This window comes from Segatella salivae DSM 15606 (assembly GCF_000185845.1).
GTDB classification, from domain to species: Bacteria; Bacteroidota; Bacteroidia; order Bacteroidales; family Bacteroidaceae; genus Prevotella; species Prevotella salivae.
Window position 1 is genome coordinate 1,259,514 of record NZ_GL629647.1, and the last position, 20,581, is coordinate 1,280,094.

Genomic DNA, 20,581 nt, shown 5'->3' on the forward strand with positions numbered 1-20,581 from the left:
CTGATGCTTGCACAGAATGCGGCACATGTGCTGATGTTTGTCCTAATGAAGCAATCAGTCTTCCTGAATAAGGAGAGAGAAATACAGCATAGAAAAACGGCATATTGCAACCTTGCAATATGCCGTTTTCTTTTGGTTTTAGGTTAAAAATCAGCACGCTTTTAGTGTAAACGTAAGCAAAAGTATAAGCATTTTCATCATTCCTCCTGAGCATCCATACCTACAAACGAGTATTTTTTGTGGCAAAAATCCCTTTTTTCACGTACCAACAACAATTTAACAACAGACAATTTCATCACAAACTACAAGACGTTTAATCTCTAACCATGACATTATCTTCATGCCCTGACCTCACAACATCATTTGTTCCGTCAGCTTATCCCCTCAAAACAAAAACTTCATTTGTTATTCAGCGGGAAATAGGTTAATACAAATGAAATAATCTTACAACTGCTTTCAAATTACGATAAAATTCAAAACGCAACAACATTTCGGTCTAAATACGCGCGTTTTTCAATGTTTTCATAATCCACTATGCACCAAACAGTTACGCATTCACACGCTTTTCTTTTCGCTAAACAAGGGCGAAAAAGCAATGATTTCCTTCATTTTCTGACTCTATTTGCCTCAAATTGCAAGACAAACTCCCTCATCTCACCTCGCAAAATCATAGGGTTCGCACAACAAACTAACTGAAATTACACCAGTAACTACTTCATTTGAATCAATAACTCCTATAAAATGCCTCTATAAAGAGAGGTTTTTGACGATTTATTTTCTATTTGAAGCCTCCATGAAGTGTTAAATTTTGCACAATAAACTTTACAGAATTATACGACAAATCCGCACAACAAACAACCTATCATGCCAATAAATATGCCGCAAAACCCAAGGCCTTATTCCCTAAACTCGTAAACGTTTACGTAGAATTTCATTGAGGTTTACACCTAATCATATAGTATATATAAGAATAAACCAGTACATTTGTATACAAAAACTATCTATTTTACCTTACGAACAATGAAAAATCAACATTCTCGTAGACTGATTTTACTCGGTCTCTTCATGATGATTGCGTTACAATCTCTTTTCGCTCAAGCCCCAGCTTTCCCTGGAGCAGAAGGTCATGGACGCTATGTCACGGGCGGAAGAGGCGGAGAAGTTATCCACGTTACCAACCTTAATGACAGCGGAACAGGTTCTTTTCGCGCAGCAGTACAAGGGAATCGGAAGAAGATGATTGTCTTTGATGTCGGTGGAGTCATAGCTTTGGCTTCAGAACTAACCATTGGTCAGAACACAACCATACTCGGACAAACAGCCCCCTACCCTGGAATCACCATTAGATATTACACGGTTAAGCCGTCATCTAATAACATTATACGCTTCATTCGCTTTCGTCGTGGCCAGGAACGCGACGTCAATGATGGCGCAGATGCTATCTGGAATGCCCACCAAACGAGTATCATCATCGACCATTGCTCAATGAGTTGGAGTATTGATGAACTGGCTTCGTTTTATGATAACAATAATTTCACGATGCAATGGTGCATGCTTGGTGAGGCATTGACTAACGCAGGACATGATAAAGGAGCGCATGGTTATGGCGGAATATGGGGCGGAAAGTTAGCTTCTTTCCATCATAACTACGTGGGAAGTGTCGACAATCGAGCACCTCGTTTCAATGGTTCTCGCTACCAATGGGACGGATATCGCAACAATATTCAATTCAATTCGTATCATTGGAACAATACTGTTACGGCAGAAAATGTAGACTTCCGCAACTGTGTTCTCTACAATTGGGGAGATGGAAACGGCTGTTATGGTGGACCAGGTGGTGGACAAATCAACATCATTAATAACTATTATAAGGCTGGACCGGCAACAAGAAACACACAAAGGGTTACAGAAGTCAGTGTAGGAAACAATGGAAACAGCACCCAAGGTGACATGATTGGCATGACAAGTCGATACTATATCCAAGGCAACTACGTTGCAGCCGCTGGGAAAAATGCAGCCAATTATGATTGGAAAGGGGTCACCTTTGATAATGGCGTGCAGCAAATCGACGCACAACCTTATACGCTTGATGGTGCAAACTACTATGAAGATGTGGCGCACAAAACACTAAATGGCAAGTCTTATGTACCTATCAAGCTCACAACTCCTGCGCCAACAGGAGACATTACGACACATTCGGCACAACAAGCCTATGAGAATGTGCTCGACTATGCAGGCGCTTCGCTCTTCCGTGACAATGTAGACGTGCGCTATGCACATGAAACTCGCACCGGAACAACTACGTATGAAGGAAGCAAAACGCATCGACCGGGCATTATAGATATCGTGAAAGATGTCGATGGTTACACGGAAAACAACTTCCCAAAAGGGCAGAGATCACAAGCTTATGACAGTGACTTTGATGGATTACCTGACGCATGGGAGAAGGCAAACGGACTCAATCCAAACGATGCCAGCGATGCTTCTAAGTACTCACTCGACTCAAAAGGCTACTACACAAACCTCGAAGTGTTTGCTAATAGCTTGGTAGAGCCCTTAGTAAAGAAGCAGCAACAACAGGCTGAAACAGCTGTAAACGAATATTATCCAGAATGTAAGAATGCTGCAGGATTAGACTATTATAGTGGTAAAACGGTTGAACTCGTTTCACCAATCACACCAGAAAACCCGACAGCGGGTATTGAAAAGCCTCTTTATAGCACAAAGTTCACAGACTGGGAAGATGCAAAAGCTTCGTCAACAGCTGTCACAAAAGAGGCTCAAACGCTATATAGTCATGAGTCATTGCAGTTTTCTCTAACAGAGACGGAAGTGTGTTCGACAAATAAAAACAAGGCAAAGTTTCCGCAATGGCAGGGAGGTTATCTCATGGCTTCAAAGACTTCGGCTGCCCAAGTGACTACTTCTGTATTAAAAAACATCACGAAAGTACACTTTAAACACGGTGCAACGGGGAGCAAACGAGGCTGGAAACTCGAGGCAAAAGGCACTGGAGATGCCGATTGGGTAACGTTAAGTAACAGTGTGGCGGACCCCACTTCGGGAGCTGATGTGGATGTAGAGGTGAACAAAACAAACTGCCGTTTGCGCTTCACAAACCTCACTTCAAATCAAAACGCCTATCTCTTTGAATTGTCAATCTATGGCAAAGTAGACCAAAGTTCAAAGCCTTTACTAAGCTCATTCAAGGCAAATGGTAAGACCTTTTCAGCTGAAACATGCTGTAAAGAGCAGGCAGATGGCACCTTGAAAGCAACGATTGAACTGCCGAAAAGCCAAGAAATGATTTCTAAAGACAATCCTTTGACCGACCTTATTGCCGAGAATGGCACGATAGAAGACGTCAAATATACGGCTACAAGCGAGGGTACTTGCGCTACGATTAAAGTCGTTTTGGCAGGAAAAAGCACAGACTACGTAATCTATTTTGTACGGAAAGCCGACCTCACCCTTACCTATTATAATACTGATGGGACGATGATTGGAACGCAAAAGGTTGAAAAAGATGCGCCGATTACAGCCTTTGCCTTCAATGCTTCAAAGGTTATCGTGGGCGAAGGAAAGGTCTTTCGCGGATGGTTTGCAGCTGCTTCAGGTCCTCACAACCGTAAGTTTGTGACCTCAGATAACATCACTTCAAACCGTAATCTCTATGCAGTTGCAACCGAAAAAGAAGTAAAGAGCGCCACGAAACGTTACACTTTTGAACTCACTGACAGTTGTTTCTACGACCAAGATCATGAAGCTTTCAACAGCAAAGGCCCTGCTCGGTTCCATGATCCGCAACATGGCTGGCTATTTGGCAAGTCAGATGACGTTGAACTTCTTGTCGGAGGAAATGCTTATCTGCTACTAAAAGGTTGCACATATTCGTCAGGCAACATCATCATTAAGGATAGTAAAGGTCGCCAATTGGCTTCACTTCCGGCAAAAGCCAATACTGATGGTGCCATCATCAGCTATGAATATAAAGGTAATCCCGATGTTCTGCACCTCTGTTTTGACCAGAATACCTATCTGCATGAAGTCATTATAGCGAACATGCAGGCTGATCCTATCGTGCAAAATGAGGCTGGATACTATGTTGTTAAGCCTGGAGATGCGACTCATTTACTAAATACTTTGCTCATTGCAAACGTCAAATCAGGAGACCAACTGACAAAGATCTTTATTCCAAATGGCGTATATGATCTGGGCGAAACAGTGCTTACACCCATCAATGGCAATAATATCTCCCTCATTGGAGCCTCTGCTGAGCACACCATCATACGCAATCATCCGCATGAAAGCAATGAAGGCATTGCCACAACAGCAACACTTCTCATCACAGGAGATAACACTTATCTGCAAGATTTGACGTTAGAAAACGCGCTCGATTACTACAAATGTGGGGCTGCAGGACGTGCCGTTGCCTTGCAAGATAAAGGTAATCACACCATTTGTAAACGTGTAAACTTGCGCTCATTTCAAGATACTTACTACAGCAATGGACTGGGACAATACTACTTTGAGGATGGAAACATCCATGGAACTGTGGACTATCTCTGCGGAAGTGGAGACGTTTTCTTCCATAAAGTGAATTTTGTGAACGAACTACGAAGCTTGAACAATGGCGGAATGGATGTCATTGCAGCTCCTTATCCGACTGAAAACAACCGCTTTGGTTACGTGATGAAAGACTGTAAAATCACTAATCTTAACCCGGGAGGTTACTCACTTGGTCGCAGCTGGGGAGGCAAATCAAAGCTTGCTTGGATTGAAACAACGATGTCAGAGCGACCTGTTGAAGACGGAAAGAGCGTCAAACGATTCACTGTTGGAGGTATGAACGTCGCAGCATATCAGTTTAAGGAGTATGGCTCGAAAGACAAAGATGGCAACCTTTTGACGCCAACAACAAACATTGTTACGTTTACTCATGCCACGGGGAACTACACTTACAACACCACAATGCGTGAAGATTCAGTTAGTTTGTTCTCACTTGACAACGTATTTCCCAACTGGCGACCAGCTGAATTGGCTGCACAAGCAACCTCACCAAACGTGAAACTCAATGGAAACATCCTCTCTTGGACTGACAATTCACCTGTACAACCGGGACAATGTTATGCTGTTTTCAAAAATGATGAACTGATAACAATCACCCAAGCGCATCAAATCACACTGAACAATGTCGTAAGTAATGCTATATACAGCGTGCGTTCAGCCAATGCAAAGGGAGGATTCAGCGAGCCATCTGCTACATCTTCTGTTGCAGGAATACACAAATTGCAAACTTCTGACAAAGCAATCATTCGCACAAAGTACTTTCGTCCTGATGGAACGGCATGCCAACAAGACACAAAAGGCCTTGTGCTCACAATGCAAACCTTTTCAGACGGCACAACAAAAACAATGAAAAGAATCGTCAAATAGTATAGATTTATTTTAGTTAACAAAGCACCTACGCTGCAGAAAAAGCCCAGATGAATTAGTCTCATCAAAGCATCTGCAGCGTAATTTTATATTCCTTATTTGACGAACATAAGGCTTTTTAACAATAAATATCTATATTTATCGAACAAAAATTCTTAATTTTGCACCATAAGATGTTATTGATGACATCACAACTTTTAAGAGAATTCACTATTATTTCAAATAAAAAGAGTTATAAAAATGAAAAAATTAATTCTAAAAATGTTTGTAGTTGTGTTGGCACTTGCTGCTTTCAACACACTGATGAGTTGCAGTAGTAAAGACGACGAGGATTCAATTGCCGGCACATGGGGCATTAGTAGCGACGCCGTTATGAATGGTTCAAACTGGGGAAGAGCTCGAAGCTACGCAGGTTATGAGCCAGAGTATTTCATTTATCAATTCAATGAGAACGGTACAGTGGACTATATCACCTTCACAGGAATAGAAAAAATCTCCGCTATTAAAATGGGAAAGGATCTTCAAAAGGTAGCAACGGGTCACTATCACCTATCAAAAGGCAAGCTATATATGCGTATAGGCAAGCAAGATTATGAAGGTCCTTACACCTTAAACAAAAAGGAGTTAGCACTTGAAATCAAAGGAAACGACGGAAACCTCCATCGTTATGTGTTCAAATTGCTTAACGATAGATACTAATTTTCCTATCTTATCATAAGATAAAATCATGATAAAGAAACTATTATTCACCCTCATGTGCTTGATGATGAGTGTTGGAGCATTCGCTCAAGCAAAGACTTTTGAGCTTGGAATAAAGTTGAATTGTGCCACAGAAGACCCTCATTTGGGATTCGGTGCAGTCGCACGATATAACATTGATGGTCATTTCAGACCCGAATTAGAAGCCAACTACTATCCCGAAGGCGACAATAATATCAGAGCTTGGGATGTAAACATGAACTTACAATACTTGTTTCCTATCACTCATCGCTTCAAAGTATATCCTACTGCCGGTTTAACCATCGTGGGAGCCGACTTTGATGGTATAGGAATTAGCACCAGTGAAAGTCGTGTTGGCTTGAATCTTGGAGGCGGAGTTCAGTTTAACATCACACCAAAACTACATCTTCATGCCGAAACAGTCTATAAGATTGTCTCTGACATTGACCGAGGTGTACTGAATGTTGGACTCTCTTATGCATTCTAACCCCTGCTTTTTGAAAGTCAAAACAAGGCTATATGCAAGCCGCATAAACTCAAACGGCAAGCAAGGTTGACGCAAAACAAAGCATAATAACATAAAAGGAAGGCCCCAAAATGGTCTTCCTTTTTTCATAGCCCCAAATGAATGATAAAATGATATGACGCGATTCACCGCCTAATTTGAGTCAAATTACTGGGTGAAAAGCGTCATTTCATGCGGTAAAATGACGCAAATTACGGGCTGTGTTGTATGGTTTTATTTTATATTCCTTATCAAAATGAGAAAAGGAAAAGTAGTGATGGGCTGCAATAATCTTGCAAAACCAACGTTTAATTAAGTGATACTGACACACAATTTGAGGGGTGAGGTCGCAGAATATGCGCCTACAAGGAAGAGAAATAGGCGGAAAAGTGCACATTTACCATGCCCGATGATTGTGCAAAGCCCCATGGGATACAATGTCTTGAGGGCTGAAACGATAGAAGAAATCATTTGAAAGCAATAATATTTATTAGCTAACAAACGGCTATGCAGATGCAAACAGCATAGCGAGTTCGGCAACATCATGAAAAGAAACAATCTTACAAATCGGCAGTTTGTAACGCCTTTTATCATCGTAACCTCACTCTTTTTCTTGTGGGGCTTTGCAAGAGCCATCCTCGATGTACTCAACAAACATTTTCAAAACGCTTTAGATATCAGCATAACCCAGTCATCTTTGATTCAGGTGACTACCTATTTAGGTTATTTTTTGACGGCAATTCCTGCGGGATGGTTTATTAATCGTCATGGCTATCGACTTGGTGTAGTGCTTGGTTTGTTGCTTTTTGGCATAGGTTCTCTGTTATTTATCCCCTGTGCAGCAGTCGGAACGTTTTATGCTTTCCTTGGAGCGCTGTTTATTATAGGCTGTGGTTTAGTGTTTCTTGAAACCTCAGCAAATCCTTATGTGACCGAACTTGGCGAGAAAGAGACGGCAACAAGTAGGCTAAACTTTTCGCAATCGTTTAATGGTTTGGGTTGTCTCTTCGCAACATTTGTTGTTGGTCAGTTCTTCTTTAGCGGTCATTTTGAAGACAATCACGTGGCAGTTCCTTATACGATTTTAGGCATATTGGTGTTGGTTATCACTTTAATCTTCTCACGAATTAACTTGCCTGAGATCAAACATGCAGAGACTGAAGAAGACAAAATCAAAGGAACTCGCATCATGAAGCTATTCCGTCATCACCCGATGTTTGTCTTTGGACTCTTTGCTTTGTTAGCTTATGAGGTGGCAGAGATATCAATTAACAGCTACTTTATTAACTTTGTTACGGGGCAAGGATGGTTAGATGACAACACAGCAAGTATCGTTTTGACCATTGCTTTGGGCTTCTTTATGGTGGGAAGGTTTGTAGGTAGCTGGCTCATGCGACGCATTCGAGCAGAAATAATGCTGTTTGTTTGTGCAGTAGCGAGCGTCATAAGTATGGTTGTTGTGCTATTAAACATTGGGCGATTCTCTATGGTTGCCATCATTATCAACTATCTTTTTGAAGCCATTATGTTTCCAACCATCTTCTCATTGGCCCTTAATGGTCTGGGAAATCTAAAGAAAAGTGCAGCTTCTTTGCTAATGATGACACCGATTGGAGGCTGTGGTTTCTTGCTCATGGGCATCATTGCAGACAATGCAAACCTTGTGATTCCTTTCTTAATTCCTTTCTTTGGCTTCTTCGTTGTATTGCTCTATGCTTCTGAATTGATGCGAAAGAGATTGTAATCCAACAGAAGATAGGAGGTAACATTGCTATATCCATGTTGCAACTGACGCCATATCGCTTGATTTAACGCAAAATTAAACTTTTTAACCTGCTTCGAATTGAAAAAAGAGAACCAACATTTTGCGTCATCAAAAGATTATGTTAAATTTGCAATCAGAAAAAGATGAAGAGATAACATTCATTTAGTGATCTATTTATAAACATAATATTACAGATTATGGCAGTTAGTTTTAAAGAATTAGGTCTCGTTAATACACGCGAGATGTTTAAGAGAGCAGTGAATGGCGGCTATGCAATTCCTGCATTTAACTTCAACAATTTAGAGCAGCTTCAGGCTATTATTACGGCGTCATCTGAATTGAAATCACCGGTAATCTTACAGGTTTCAAAGGGTGCCCGCAATTATGCTAACCCGACATTACTACGTTATATGGCAGAAGGAGCAGTAGCTTTTGCAAAGGAACTTGGCTGTGCTCATCCTGAGATTGCACTTCACTTGGACCACGGAGACAGCTTCGAGCTCGTGAAAGATTGCGTAGATATGGGCTTCTCTTCAGTCATGATAGATGCTTCTTCAAAACCTTTTGAAGAGAATATTGAGCTGACTAAGAAGTGCGTTGATTACGCTCATCAGTTCGATGTGACTGTAGAAGCAGAGTTAGGTGTACTTGCTGGTGTTGAGGATGAAGTTGCTTCAGAGGAATCTCACTACACTCGACCAGAAGAAGTGATTGAGTTCTCACAGCGTTCAGGCTGCGATAGTCTCGCCATTTCAATCGGTACATCTCATGGTGCATATAAGTTTAAGCCAGAACAGTGTACTCGTGACCCGAAGACTGGCCGCTTAGTACCTCCTCCTTTGGCTTTCGATGTTCTCGCAGAGATAGAGAAGAAGCTTCCAGGATTCCCTATTGTACTTCATGGTTCGTCTTCAGTTCCACAGAAATATGTTGATATTATCAACCAGTATGGAGGCAAATTACCTGATGCAGTGGGTATACCTGAGGAACAATTACGTAGGGCTGCTAAGAGTGCTGTATGTAAGATTAACATCGATTCTGACTCTCGTTTGGCTTACACTGCAGGCGTAAGAGAGACTCTTGCGAACCATCCTGACTACTTTGATCCACGTCAATATGGTAAGGTTGCACGCGATTATATGATTGAAATGTATAAAGAGAAGATCACAGACGTACTTGGTTCTGAGAACAAACTTGCTCAATTGTAAGCAAACTACGACTGAAAGGTCGAATAAAATAATAAAGGTGAGCACTTCATAGTGCCCACCTTTTTTCGTATATCATTATCTTTTGAGGTGTATATCAATATCTTTTGGAGTGTATATCAATACTTTTGAGAGTGTATATCAATACTTTTGAGGGTGTATATCAATACTTTTGAGGGTATATATCAATACTTTTGAGGATATATATCGATATATTTGAAGGTATATATCTATTTATTTGGCTGCGCAAACAGAAGGGGCTCTCTAATTCATTAGCCTACTATTGAGAGCCGATTTGCATCATTTTGCTGAACAACCATATTATAGTTGTTTACCCAAATGCCACACGAGACCGAAATTAAGAATACCTTGCAGGCCGTAACCAATTTCAGAAGTGAATCTCAAATGATTCGAACCAATCTCTATTCCCACAGGAGAAAGCTGATAAGCCACCCGCATTTTGTTTTCTTTAATGTTAGGGAAACTGCTACTATTTGACGACAGATGATAAGCACTTAGTCCCAAACCTCCTCTTGAATAAAGTGCAAAGTGCCCGTTGTCTAACCAAGAATAGCGCACTGAAGGCATGAAAGTAAAGGCCTTACTCGATAATTTCAATTCATCATTTGGGACGATTGAATAGATGAGTCCAAGGTAAACGAAGCTAAAAGCGTCATTATTCACTTGCTTTTCTAATGGCACATGTGCTCCTTGTGCCACTGCTTCTGTATAACTAAGTCCTGCACCTACTGCCCATTTCTCATTCAAATGATAGAAATATTCCATATTATATGAATAGTTAATGTTGCTGAGTGTCTCGAACAAAGAAGCGTCGTCTTCAAGCTTAAACAATCTAATATAGTCATTTCTCACGCTCTTTAAGTGCGGTTCATCACCGAATCCGATACTCCATCTCAACTCATGTTTAAAATGTTGTGCCTGTATTGTCAATGCAAAACAAGTCAGAAGTAAAGTTAGAAGTCCTTTTTTCATGTTATCGTTTCTATTTAATTAGTTTGCTACAAAGATAAAGAAAAAATCCATAATCAAACATTTTTTCACATCTTTTTTTTCATTTTGTTGAATCATATCAGTCTCATGAGAAGTCATCAAGATAGTAAACGAAAGATGAGTTAAACGTCTTGAAAGTAATTTACAACTGAAACAACAAAACCTTACAATATGAAAGCATTTAGCACAACTATCCAACAGCATGCTATTTTCTTGCATTTTACAAACTCCTTACAATCAATCAATTACGAAAAAGGCCTTAAAATTTATGATGATATCACATAAAAACAACGTGTAATCTCTATGGAATCATGCCCTCATCTCTACCATTTTATCGCATGAAATGAAGCATTTGTGTGCGCCGTTTGTGCCGAATTAGAGAATCGAATGGCGCAAAACACCCTATCTTCTTATAGCCTTCATTGATTAAACCCTATTTTTCTATGATTTACACTCTATTTCATCACCCCACGAAGTGTTAAAAACCATCATTAATCTTTACGATATAAGCCTCTACTTCTTGACTAAAACGAAGACAAGAACAAGAGTTTCAGCTAAAACTTTATATCATTTCGCTTTGTTTATTCCAGCATATTATCATCCCGAAGGCCAAATATTTTGTCGTTTTCCAACATTTGTTGAACCCAAAGAGAAAGGCACTTTGCTCATGAAAACAAAGTGCCTTAGTCTTGATATGTTATAAACAGCGTTTACTTTATCGGGAAAAGACCATAGAGTTCGGCATCAATCTGGTCGGTAATCCTTTGAAAATCCTGAGGATTATTCTCGAAATCAGTGTGATCTCCATCAACAATGATGAGATGACCTTTATAGTCTTTAATCCAGTTTTCATAGCGATCGTTCAGTCCTGAGAGGTAATCGATGCGGATACTCTTTTCAAATTCGCGCCCACGTTTACCGATATGGTTAACCAAAGTCGGTATACTTGAACGGATATATATCATGAGATCGGGTAACTTTACGAGTGAAATCATGAGCTCAAACAAGTCAGAATAGTTCGTAAAGTCACGATCACTCATCATGCCCATACTATGTAAATTCGGCGCAAAGATACACGCATCTTCAAATATAGTGCGGTCTTGTATGATGGTATCTGTACTCTTTGATATCTCAACCACCTCCTTAAAACGTTTATTTAAGAAATAAATCTGGAGATTAAATGACCATCTTGCCATGTCAGCATAAAAGTCATCGAGATACGGATTGTTATCAACGGGTTCGAAACGGGGCGTCCAATGAAATCTCTTGGCAAGCATTTTGGTGAGTGTAGTCTTGCCACTTCCGATGTTTCCTGCAATTGCTATATGCATAATCTGAATATAATTCTGGGGTTAGAAAAGTCCAAACAGGTTGGCATCTATCTTATCTATGATGCCCGAAAAGTCCTTTTTACTGTGCAAATAGTCGATATTATTCACATCAACAACAAGCACTTTACCTTTATATTTGTTATAGATGAAGTCGTCATATAGTTCATTCAAGCTCTCAAGATAAGCCAAAGGCATTTGCTGTTCGTAGTCACGCGCGCGGCTTTGGATATTCTTTACCAAGTGTGAAACGCCTGATTTTAAGTAGATCATCAAGTCAGGATAGTGCAAGATATGCGTCATTGAATCAAAGAGTTCCATGTAAGTATGGAAGTCTCTTTCAGTCATATTGCCCATCTTGTAGTTATTTTTTGTGAAGACATATACGCCTTCATAGATGGTGCGATCTTGCACTATGGTTTGTTGTTTGCTACAACGCGTGAGCTGAAGCAAGTCTTTGAAGCGTTCTTTTAAGAAGAAAACCTCCATGTTAAATGACCATCTTGGGATGTCTTTATAATAGTCTTCAAGATACGGATTGTAGTCTACTGCCTCGTATTTAGGCTCCCATCCATAGTGTTTGGCAAGCATTTCGGTGAGTGTAGTCTTTCCGCTTCCAATGTTTCCAGCGATAGCTATATGCACGATTATTATTGTTTTGGCTGCAAAATTACTATTTTTTATCCGTTAAAACGAATAAAGCTGTATCAAAAGTAGGGTCATCCGGTTTTTGTTTGTACATTTGCATAGAAAGTAATTTGTTAAGTTTCACAATATGATATATACCCTATCAGGTCCTCAACATATTGATACGACGATTCAACTCCCACCAAGTAAGAGCATCAGTAATCGTGCCCTGATTATCCAAGCACTGGCAAATGGCAACCTTGTTCCACGTCATCTTAGTGACTGTGATGATACAAAAGTCATTGTCGAAGCCCTCAAAACAAAGAGCGAAACCATAGATATCAAGGCAGCAGGTACGGCAATGCGCTTTCTGACGGCCTATCTTTCAGTGCGCGAAGGCGAGCATGTGCTCACGGGAACTGACCGCATGAAGCAGCGTCCGATAGGCGTTTTAGTAGATGCTTTGCGCTATCTTGGCGCCGATATTCAGTATGAAGGCGAGGCGGGTTACCCTCCTTTGCGTATTAAAGGGCATCCACTGGCAGGAGGATTCATCGAGATTCCGGGTAACGTTAGCTCGCAGTTTATCTCAGCATTACTATTGATTGGTCCGATGCTTGAAAAGGGATTAGAACTCAAACTGACTGATGAGATTATCTCTCGGCCTTATATTGACCTCACGTTATGTATGATGCGAGACTTCGGAGCAATAGCCGATTGGACGGATGTTGACACTATCCGTGTCGCTGCCAAAGCCTATTCAGCACGCGATTATTATATTGAAAGCGATTGGACAGCCAGCAGTTATTGGTATGAAATCATGGCATTAGCGGATGATTCAGAGGCCGTTGTGAGATTGGAAGGCCTGATGGATGGTTCGAAACAGGGTGATTCGGTCGTTAAATACATCTTTTCGCTCTTGGGAATAAAGACAAGTTTCGAGACCACTGCACCCGGTGTACCCAATATTGTGACGCTACATCGGCACAAATGTCTATTGCCTCGTTTAGAATATGACTTCACTGGGTCGCCAGACTTGGCACAAACTGTGGTGGTAACTTGTGTGAATATGAACATAAAGTTCCACCTTAAAGGCCTCTCTACCCTACGAATTAAGGAGACAGATCGCATAGAAGCCTTGAAAACGGAGTTGAGAAAGTTAGGCTTTGTGCTTCAAAGTGTGGGTGATGATGAACTACTTTGGGATGGCGAACGATGCCAACCATCCGATGAACCCATTGAAACCTATGAGGATCATCGCATGGCTTTGGCCTTCGCTCCAGTGGCTTTGAAACGCCAAGGCTTGCAGATTAACAACCCAGAAGTAGTGAGTAAGTCGTATCCCGATTACTGGAAAGATCTTCAAACAGCAGGTTTCACGTTATGATATATTTGGTTTTTGCACTTGTTTTCTTAGGCCTTATCACGGCATTAGGTTCATTTTTGGGCCGAAAGAAGGGCGAAGAAGAAGCTCCTCTCATCGTAAACGACTCGTGTTCTACGTGTACAGGTGAGAACGATCAGTGCGAACAAGAGTGTATGATGGAGGCCGCCACCAAGGAAATTGAATATTATGACGATGAAGAACTTGACCGTTTCCGAGGTCGTTTGTCGGAAGATTACACAGACGAAGAGGCCGAAGCGTTTGCAGAAGTGATGCTAACGATGCGCCCAGATGAGGTGAAGGGCTGGAACAGAAGCCTCATTTTACGTGGCATTAACATGCCAAATCAGATTAAAGATGACTTTATTGCATTAGTAAATGATTGACATTTTACATTATAGTTTCTTTCAAAATGCGTTGCTTGGCGCCTTACTTGCCAGTGTTGTTTGTGGCATAGTAGGCACTTATATCGTAACCCGTCGCTTGGTATTCATTAGTGGTGGCATCACACATGCATCGTTTGGAGGCATTGGTTTGGGTGTACTAATGGGCATAAATCCCATTCTTTCGGCCATGATTTTTGCCGTATTGAGCGCCTTTGGGGTTGAATGGATGTCGCGAAAAGGTGCAGTTCGCGAGGACTCCGCTATTGCAATGTTCTGGACTTTCGGTATGAGTGTGGGCATCATTTGCTGCTTTTTATCTCCCGGTTTCATGCCCGATTTGCCATCGTTCCTGTTTGGAAGCATCCTGACAATAGGCACATTAGACCTTTGTTTGCTTGGCGTGCTCTCGGTAATTGTTATCCTTTGCATGGTCTTCTTCTACAGAGAAGTGCTCAGTGTGGCTTTCGATCGCACGTTTGCAGAGTCACAAGGGCTGCCCGTTCGATGGATAGAATATGGCATGATGGCATTAATTGCGTTGACGATAGTATCTACTTTGCGCATGGTGGGTATCGTTTTAGCCCTCAGTTTGCTTACAATTCCACAGATGACTGCCAATCTTTTCACGCTGAACTATAAGCGGATGATGTTCCTTTCGATTGTTATTGGGTGGGCAGATTGTTTATTTGGTCTTGCCATGAGCTATTGGTTGAATGTTCCTTCGGGTGCATCCATCATCTTTTTCAGTATCATTGTCTATGCCATTGCAAAGTTGTTGTTAAGAAAGTGAAGCATTTTGCACCATATTCCATTATCCTTTGTCTCGTTGTTACGATGCTTTGTTGTTGTTCAACGCCGCAAAACACGGCGCGAACCAGGTGGTGGCAGGCTTTCAACACACGCTATAATGTTTATTATAACGGTTCAATGGCTTACATAGATGGGGCATTAGAGCGTGAGAAAGGCAACAAAGATAACTTCACAGAGATGCTTCCTTTGTACACAATAGGCAACAAAACAAGTCGTGGTTTGGGGCAAGCTGGCTTCGAAAAAGCAATAGAAAAGTGTGAGAAAGCAATCAAACTACACAGCATTAGGCGTCATCCCGTGTGGGATAAAGACCGAAAGAAGACCGCCGAAGATATTGAATGGCTCAACCGAAAGGAGTATAATCCGTTCATGTGGAAGGTCTGGTTGCTCATGGGTAGAGCCCAATTCCATGAAGGAAAGTTTGAAGATGCAATCTCAACCTTTGCATATATGAGCCGACTTTACGCCACTCAACCTGCTATTTACCAACGAGCGCAGGCATGGTTAGCTAAGAGTTACATCGAAGCGGGATGGCAATATGAAGCTGAAGACGTGCTACGTAACATGCAACGAGATTCTATTTATTGGACGGCTAAAAAGGAATGGGATTATACTTACGCTGATTATTATATTCATATCGGGGATTATCATAAGGCCATCCCCTATCTTCAACGCGTCATTAGCCATGAGATGAGACGCATACAAAAGGCGCGTGAGTGGTTTCTTTTAGGGCAATTGTTCAACGAAACAGGTCAAAAGGCAGAAGCTTATAAGGCATTTCAGCATGTGGTTAGACTCAATCCACCTTATGATTTGGCTTTTAATGCACGCATAGCTATGACAGAAGTGGTCGACGGAAAGCCCAAACAATTGATTGCAAAGCTTCGACACATGGCGTCATCTGACAATAACAAGGAATATTTAGACCAGGTTTATTACGCCATTGGCAATCTCTTCTTGTCGCAAAATGACACACTTCATGCCATTGGAGCCTATGAAAAAGGCAGTGAACTCAGTACACGTAACGGCATAGAAAAAGGTGTTTTGCTACTTAAACTCGGTGACCTCTACTGGCAACGGAATAAGTTTGGCGATGCAAAACGATGTTATGATGTGGCCATAGGACTATTGGATAAGGACCGGAAAGACTATCAACAATTGGCCGAAAGACAACAAGTGCTCGAACAACTTGTACCTTATACCGATGCCGTTGAACTGCAAGACTCTCTTCAACTGCTTGCCAAGATGTCGGAACATGACCGAAATGCAGCCATCGACCGCGTGATTTTAGCCCTTAAACGCAAGGAGAAAAAGGCGCAAAATGACGTTTCATCTATCGCTAATGGAGGTGAGATGACGGCACAAAATCCTATAAATGCAACCTTCAACACGCCGACTTCGTCAGATAACAATAGTCAACAAGCCACGTGGTATTTCTATAATCCCATGACCGTTGCACGTGGAAAGGAGATGTTTCAAAGGCGTTGGGGCAAGCGAGATAACATTGATAATTGGCAAAGAATCAATAAAACGGTCGTCGCGTTACCAACAAATGATACTGCGGATAGCCTCGAACAGCGAGATGAAACGCCACAAAAAGTGAACGACCCAGCGTCAGATCCTCACCAAAGAGCATACTATCTGCGCCAGATTCCGTTGACTTCTGCTCAGTTAGCTGCCAGTAACAAGGTGCTCGCTGATGGGCTTTTTCACAGTGGAATCATCTTTAAGGATCAGTTAGACAACCTTGATCTCAGTGAGAAAGCATTGCTTCGACTCATCCAACACTATCCAAACTTTGCGCACATTGACGAGGCTTTCTATCATCTTTACTTGCTTTATGCAAGGCGAAATGACTTTACACATGCCGAAGAATACCTCACTCGCCTGCGCCGAGAATGTCCAAAGAGCCAATGGACTGCCTTGCTTAACGACCCCTATTATCAGGAAAATGCGCGTTTCGGAAAGCATATCGAAGACTCACTCTATGCTGTTTCCTACACCGCTTTTAACGAATCACGCTATCATGAGGTGTTGGCCAACGCCCAATTGTCGGCAAAACGTTTCCCCAAGGGAGCCAATCGCGATAAATTTTTGTTCCTTTCGGCGCTGAGTAAACTTAATGATGGCGATGCAAAAGGATGCTTGCAAGACCTCAATACGCTGCTATCCACGCATCCAGAAAGCCGACTTGGCGAGATGGCGGGCATGATAATCAATGGTGTAAAGGCTGGAAAGACCTTGCATGGGGCTAAGTTTGACATGACAAATGTATGGAAACGACGCAGTGAAGTGCTCAACGATAGCGACTCGATTCAGTCGATTAAGTTCAACACTGAACGCAATGTGGGCTTTGTTTACATGTTGGTTTACCATCCCGATTCCGTCAATGAACATCAACTTCTCTTTGCTTTGGCAAAGTATAACTTTACGAGTTATCTTGTCAGAAACTTCGATATACAGATTGAAGACGCACAGGGCATGCACAGAATGATGGTGAAAGGGTTCCAAAACTATGACGAAGCATTGCAATATGCACGTCAGTTGCATCGCCAACAAAGTATCATGCAGCTCACGAAAAGGGCGCGACCATTTATCATTAGTGAACAAAACATGGAACTCTTAGGCCGACAATACAGCTACGATGACTATAGTTTGTTCTATCAAAAGCATTTCGCACCACTGCGAATCAGTACGCTTCAGCTGCTAACGGAACCTGTTCCATCGACAATAATGGCGCCCGAAAAGCCGCAAACTGCCGAGGAAATAGACCGCGAACTCGATCGAATCATTCAGCAGGATAAGGATGTTTATCCCATTGACACGGTGATAACGCCTGCTATAAAGGGGCAAAATGCCGGACAAGGTCAGCCTCAAAAGCAGCCCACCAAACCCGAAAAGGCACATAAACCAGCACCGGTGAAGAAGCCGGCAACACCAGTTAAGCCGGTTAAACCGCTTGACTTAGACGATGAATATTATGATTTAGATGGATTCTAACTATGAGTAATGGAAAATTATTGTGGGTAGATGACGAGATAGATCTATTGAAAGGTCACATCATCTTTCTCGAAAAGAAAGGTTATCACGTAGTAACGATGAGCAATGGTGTTGATGCTATTGAGCTTTGTCGTAAGGAATCGTTTGACCTTATCTTGCTCGATGAGATGATGCCAGGCCTTACTGGCATCGAAACGCTACAGAGAATAAAAGACATTCTGCCTGAAACGCCTGTGGTAATGGTAACAAAGAGCGAGGAAGAAGATATCATGAATCAGGCTATTGGGCGTAAGATTGCCGACTATTTAATAAAGCCTGTAAACCCTAATCAGATTCTAATTGCGCTGAAAAAGAATATTCATCATCGCGACATTATAAACGAAGTGACGCAAAGCGGCTATCAACAAGACTTTCAAAAGATTGCACTTCAAATTGCAGATTGCAAGCGTTGGAGTGACTGGATGGCCGTTTATCGGAGATTAGTGAAGTGGGAATTAGAGCTAAGTACAGCCGAAAACCACATGACAGAGGTGCTACAGACGCAAAAAGCTGACGCTAACCATGGCTTTGCCAAGTACATTAAACAGCATTACTTAGCTTGGATGAGTGGAGAAGAAGACCGTCCTTTGATGAGCAATGAGGTCTTTAAGCGTGTGGTTTTCCCGCTCTTGGATAAGCAAGAAAAGGTATTTTTGCTTGTGATTGATAACTTTAGGTATGACCAATGGCGTGTATTGGCTGCCGAACTTGCCGAGAGTTACGACATCGAAGAACAGCTTTACATGAGTATTTTGCCTACCGCTACCCAATATGCGCGCAACAGTTTATTCAGCGGTTTGATGCCCGACGAGATTCAACGGCTTTTCCCTGACCTTTGGGTGGATGAGGAAGAGGCCGATGGAAAGAATCTACATGAAGAGGCATTGATAGCAGGTTTGCTTGCGCGTTACCGCAGAAAACATCGCTTTAGCTATCATAAGATTAGCGAATCTCAGTCGATTGATCAGCTGTTGAGCCACTTTTCAGAACTTCAACACAATGATTTCAACGTGTTAGTCGTTAACTTTATTGACATGCTTTCACATGCACGCACCGAGTCACGCATGGTGCGTGAGTTGGCAAACAATGAGTGCGCATACCGCAGTATCACACAAAGTTGGTTGCGATATTCGGGAATTGCCGAGCTGTTTCGCCTGCTCAGCCGCACCAATTGTCGTGTGATTGTCACCACAGACCATGGGAGTATTCGCGCCAATCGGCCGATAAAGATTGTTGGAGACCGCAATACAAACACGAATTTACGCTATAAGTTGGGCAAGAATCTTAACTATGAATCGCGTCAAGTGTTTGAAATCAGCAAACCACACGAGGCACATCTGCCTGCGCCCAACCTCTCAACATCGTATGTTTTCGCCCTTGGCGATACGTTCTTTGCCTATCCCAACAACTACAACTATTATGTGTCATACTATAAAGACACGTTTCAACATGGTGGCGTTTCAATGGAAGAGATGCTTATTCCGATAGGCGTGATGCGGGGAAAGGCAACAGAAAATATTTAGAAATAAAATTCATGAGAATCTTCTCTGCATGCTTTGGCATGACAAAAGGAGATTAAAAAGTAAACAATATGGAAATAAAAATCAAATCATTAGACAACATCCGTGAGGCCGCTAAAGCCTTTTTGGATGGTATGGGAACGGGTAAAGTCTTCGCGTTCTATGGCAAGATGGGCGCAGGAAAGACTACTTTCATCAAAGCAATCTGCGAAGAATTGGGAGTGACCGATGTGATTACATCGCCTACTTTCGCTCTTGTCAACGAGTATACTGCGGCAGATGGCAGTCCCATTTATCATTTCGACTTCTACCGAATCAAGAAACTTGACGAGGTGTATGACATGGGATATGAAGATTATTTCTATGGAGGTAGCCTCTGTTTCCTTGAATGGCCCGAGCTTATTGAAGAGATATTGCCCGAAGATGTGACTAAAGTCACGATTACAGAAGAGGCTGATGGCAGCCGAAAGGTTGTGTGGTAAGGCGCTATGACCATGTGCCCAACGCCATGATGTGAGTGGACATGGGATGCAAATCTTTCTTGTTTGCATCCTGTGTCCTCTCGTCTTATAGCACAAGCTACGGCGTTTTTAACTTAGAAATACAGGCTGTGGAATCCTATTCTTGTAAAGTTTATTCGTCGTTTTTTAACCTTTCAAGATACGACCAAATAGAAATTTGAACGCCCTTTGAATGCTTGTTTTTCATGTTTTTAAGATGATTGTTGCATGAAAACCAAGAGACAACAATGTAATCTCATGCAGATTACACGATGAAGTCAGGCATTTCGTCTTATGAAATGAAGCATATTATGGCCTTATTTCATACAGATTACACGATATTTT

15 protein-coding genes are annotated in these 20,581 nt (G+C 41.8%); 12 read left to right on the top strand and 3 right to left on the bottom strand.

What is annotated here, in order from left to right; genetic code table 11:
* The 6 genes from HMPREF9420_RS14620 to HMPREF9420_RS05265 all read left to right on the top strand — a co-directional run.
* A partial coding sequence (locus HMPREF9420_RS14620) for a 4Fe-4S binding protein (RefSeq protein WP_248628130.1) occupies positions 1–71 on the top strand: 71 nt, incomplete at its 5' end.
* Between the two features lie 949 nt (positions 72–1,020).
* Positions 1,021–5,436, top strand: a complete 4,416-nt coding sequence (locus HMPREF9420_RS05245; RefSeq protein ID WP_007134442.1) for a pectinesterase family protein — start codon at positions 1,021–1,023, stop codon at positions 5,434–5,436.
* Between the two features lie 240 nt (positions 5,437–5,676).
* Positions 5,677–6,135, top strand: coding sequence for a hypothetical protein (locus HMPREF9420_RS05250; RefSeq protein ID WP_007134443.1), 459 nt, complete (start codon positions 5,677–5,679; stop codon positions 6,133–6,135).
* 28 nt (positions 6,136–6,163) lie between these two features.
* Positions 6,164–6,643: a porin family protein gene (locus HMPREF9420_RS05255; RefSeq protein WP_007134444.1), complete on the top strand. Its 480-nt coding sequence runs from the start codon at positions 6,164–6,166 to the stop codon at positions 6,641–6,643.
* A gap of 562 nt (positions 6,644–7,205) precedes the next feature.
* Complete coding sequence (locus HMPREF9420_RS05260; protein ID WP_007134445.1) at positions 7,206–8,405, top strand: MFS transporter; 1,200 nt, start codon at positions 7,206–7,208, stop codon at positions 8,403–8,405.
* A 218-nt stretch (positions 8,406–8,623) separates the two neighbouring features.
* Positions 8,624–9,634, top strand: a complete 1,011-nt coding sequence (locus HMPREF9420_RS05265) for a class II fructose-bisphosphate aldolase (protein WP_007134446.1) — start codon at positions 8,624–8,626, stop codon at positions 9,632–9,634.
* A 318-nt stretch (positions 9,635–9,952) separates the two neighbouring features.
* Here the strand turns inward: HMPREF9420_RS05265 and HMPREF9420_RS05270 are convergent, their stop codons facing one another.
* The 3 genes from HMPREF9420_RS05270 to HMPREF9420_RS05280 form a co-directional block, all read right to left on the bottom strand.
* Positions 9,953–10,624, bottom strand: a complete 672-nt coding sequence (locus HMPREF9420_RS05270; RefSeq protein WP_007134447.1) for a hypothetical protein — start codon at positions 10,622–10,624, stop codon at positions 9,953–9,955.
* Between the two features lie 728 nt (positions 10,625–11,352).
* The gene (locus HMPREF9420_RS05275; protein WP_007134449.1) at positions 11,353–11,973 is read right to left on the bottom strand and encodes a deoxynucleoside kinase; all 621 of its coding nucleotides are present in this window, start codon (positions 11,971–11,973) and stop codon (positions 11,353–11,355) included.
* 21 nt (positions 11,974–11,994) lie between these two features.
* Positions 11,995–12,615, bottom strand: a complete 621-nt coding sequence (locus HMPREF9420_RS05280; RefSeq protein ID WP_007134450.1) for a deoxynucleoside kinase — start codon at positions 12,613–12,615, stop codon at positions 11,995–11,997.
* 130 nt (positions 12,616–12,745) lie between these two features.
* Here HMPREF9420_RS05280 and HMPREF9420_RS05285 point away from each other — a divergent pair, with 130 nt between their 5' ends.
* From HMPREF9420_RS05285 to tsaE, 6 genes are all read left to right on the top strand, one after another.
* Positions 12,746–13,984, top strand: a complete 1,239-nt coding sequence (locus HMPREF9420_RS05285; protein WP_007134451.1) for a 3-phosphoshikimate 1-carboxyvinyltransferase — start codon at positions 12,746–12,748, stop codon at positions 13,982–13,984.
* Positions 13,981–14,367, top strand: coding sequence for a hypothetical protein (locus HMPREF9420_RS05290; protein WP_007134452.1), 387 nt, complete (start codon positions 13,981–13,983; stop codon positions 14,365–14,367). The genes HMPREF9420_RS05285 and HMPREF9420_RS05290 overlap by 4 nt, the downstream gene beginning before the upstream one ends.
* Complete coding sequence (locus HMPREF9420_RS05295; RefSeq protein WP_007134453.1) at positions 14,360–15,157, top strand: metal ABC transporter permease; 798 nt, start codon at positions 14,360–14,362, stop codon at positions 15,155–15,157. The genes HMPREF9420_RS05290 and HMPREF9420_RS05295 overlap by 8 nt, the downstream gene beginning before the upstream one ends.
* On the top strand, positions 15,154–18,177 hold the full coding sequence (porW, locus tag HMPREF9420_RS05300) for a type IX secretion system periplasmic lipoprotein PorW/SprE (RefSeq protein WP_044078780.1): 3,024 nt from the start codon (positions 15,154–15,156) through the stop codon (positions 18,175–18,177). The genes HMPREF9420_RS05295 and porW overlap by 4 nt, the downstream gene beginning before the upstream one ends.
* Before the next feature lie 2 nt (positions 18,178–18,179).
* Positions 18,180–19,739 carry a T9SS response regulator signal transducer PorX gene (porX, locus tag HMPREF9420_RS05305; protein WP_007134455.1) on the top strand — a complete coding sequence of 520 codons (1,560 nt, stop codon included), beginning with the start codon at positions 18,180–18,182 and terminating at the stop codon, positions 19,737–19,739.
* Between the two features lie 68 nt (positions 19,740–19,807).
* Positions 19,808–20,218, top strand: coding sequence for a tRNA (adenosine(37)-N6)-threonylcarbamoyltransferase complex ATPase subunit type 1 TsaE (gene tsaE / locus HMPREF9420_RS05310; protein WP_007134456.1), 411 nt, complete (start codon positions 19,808–19,810; stop codon positions 20,216–20,218).
* Positions 20,219–20,581: the final 363 nt, after the last annotated feature.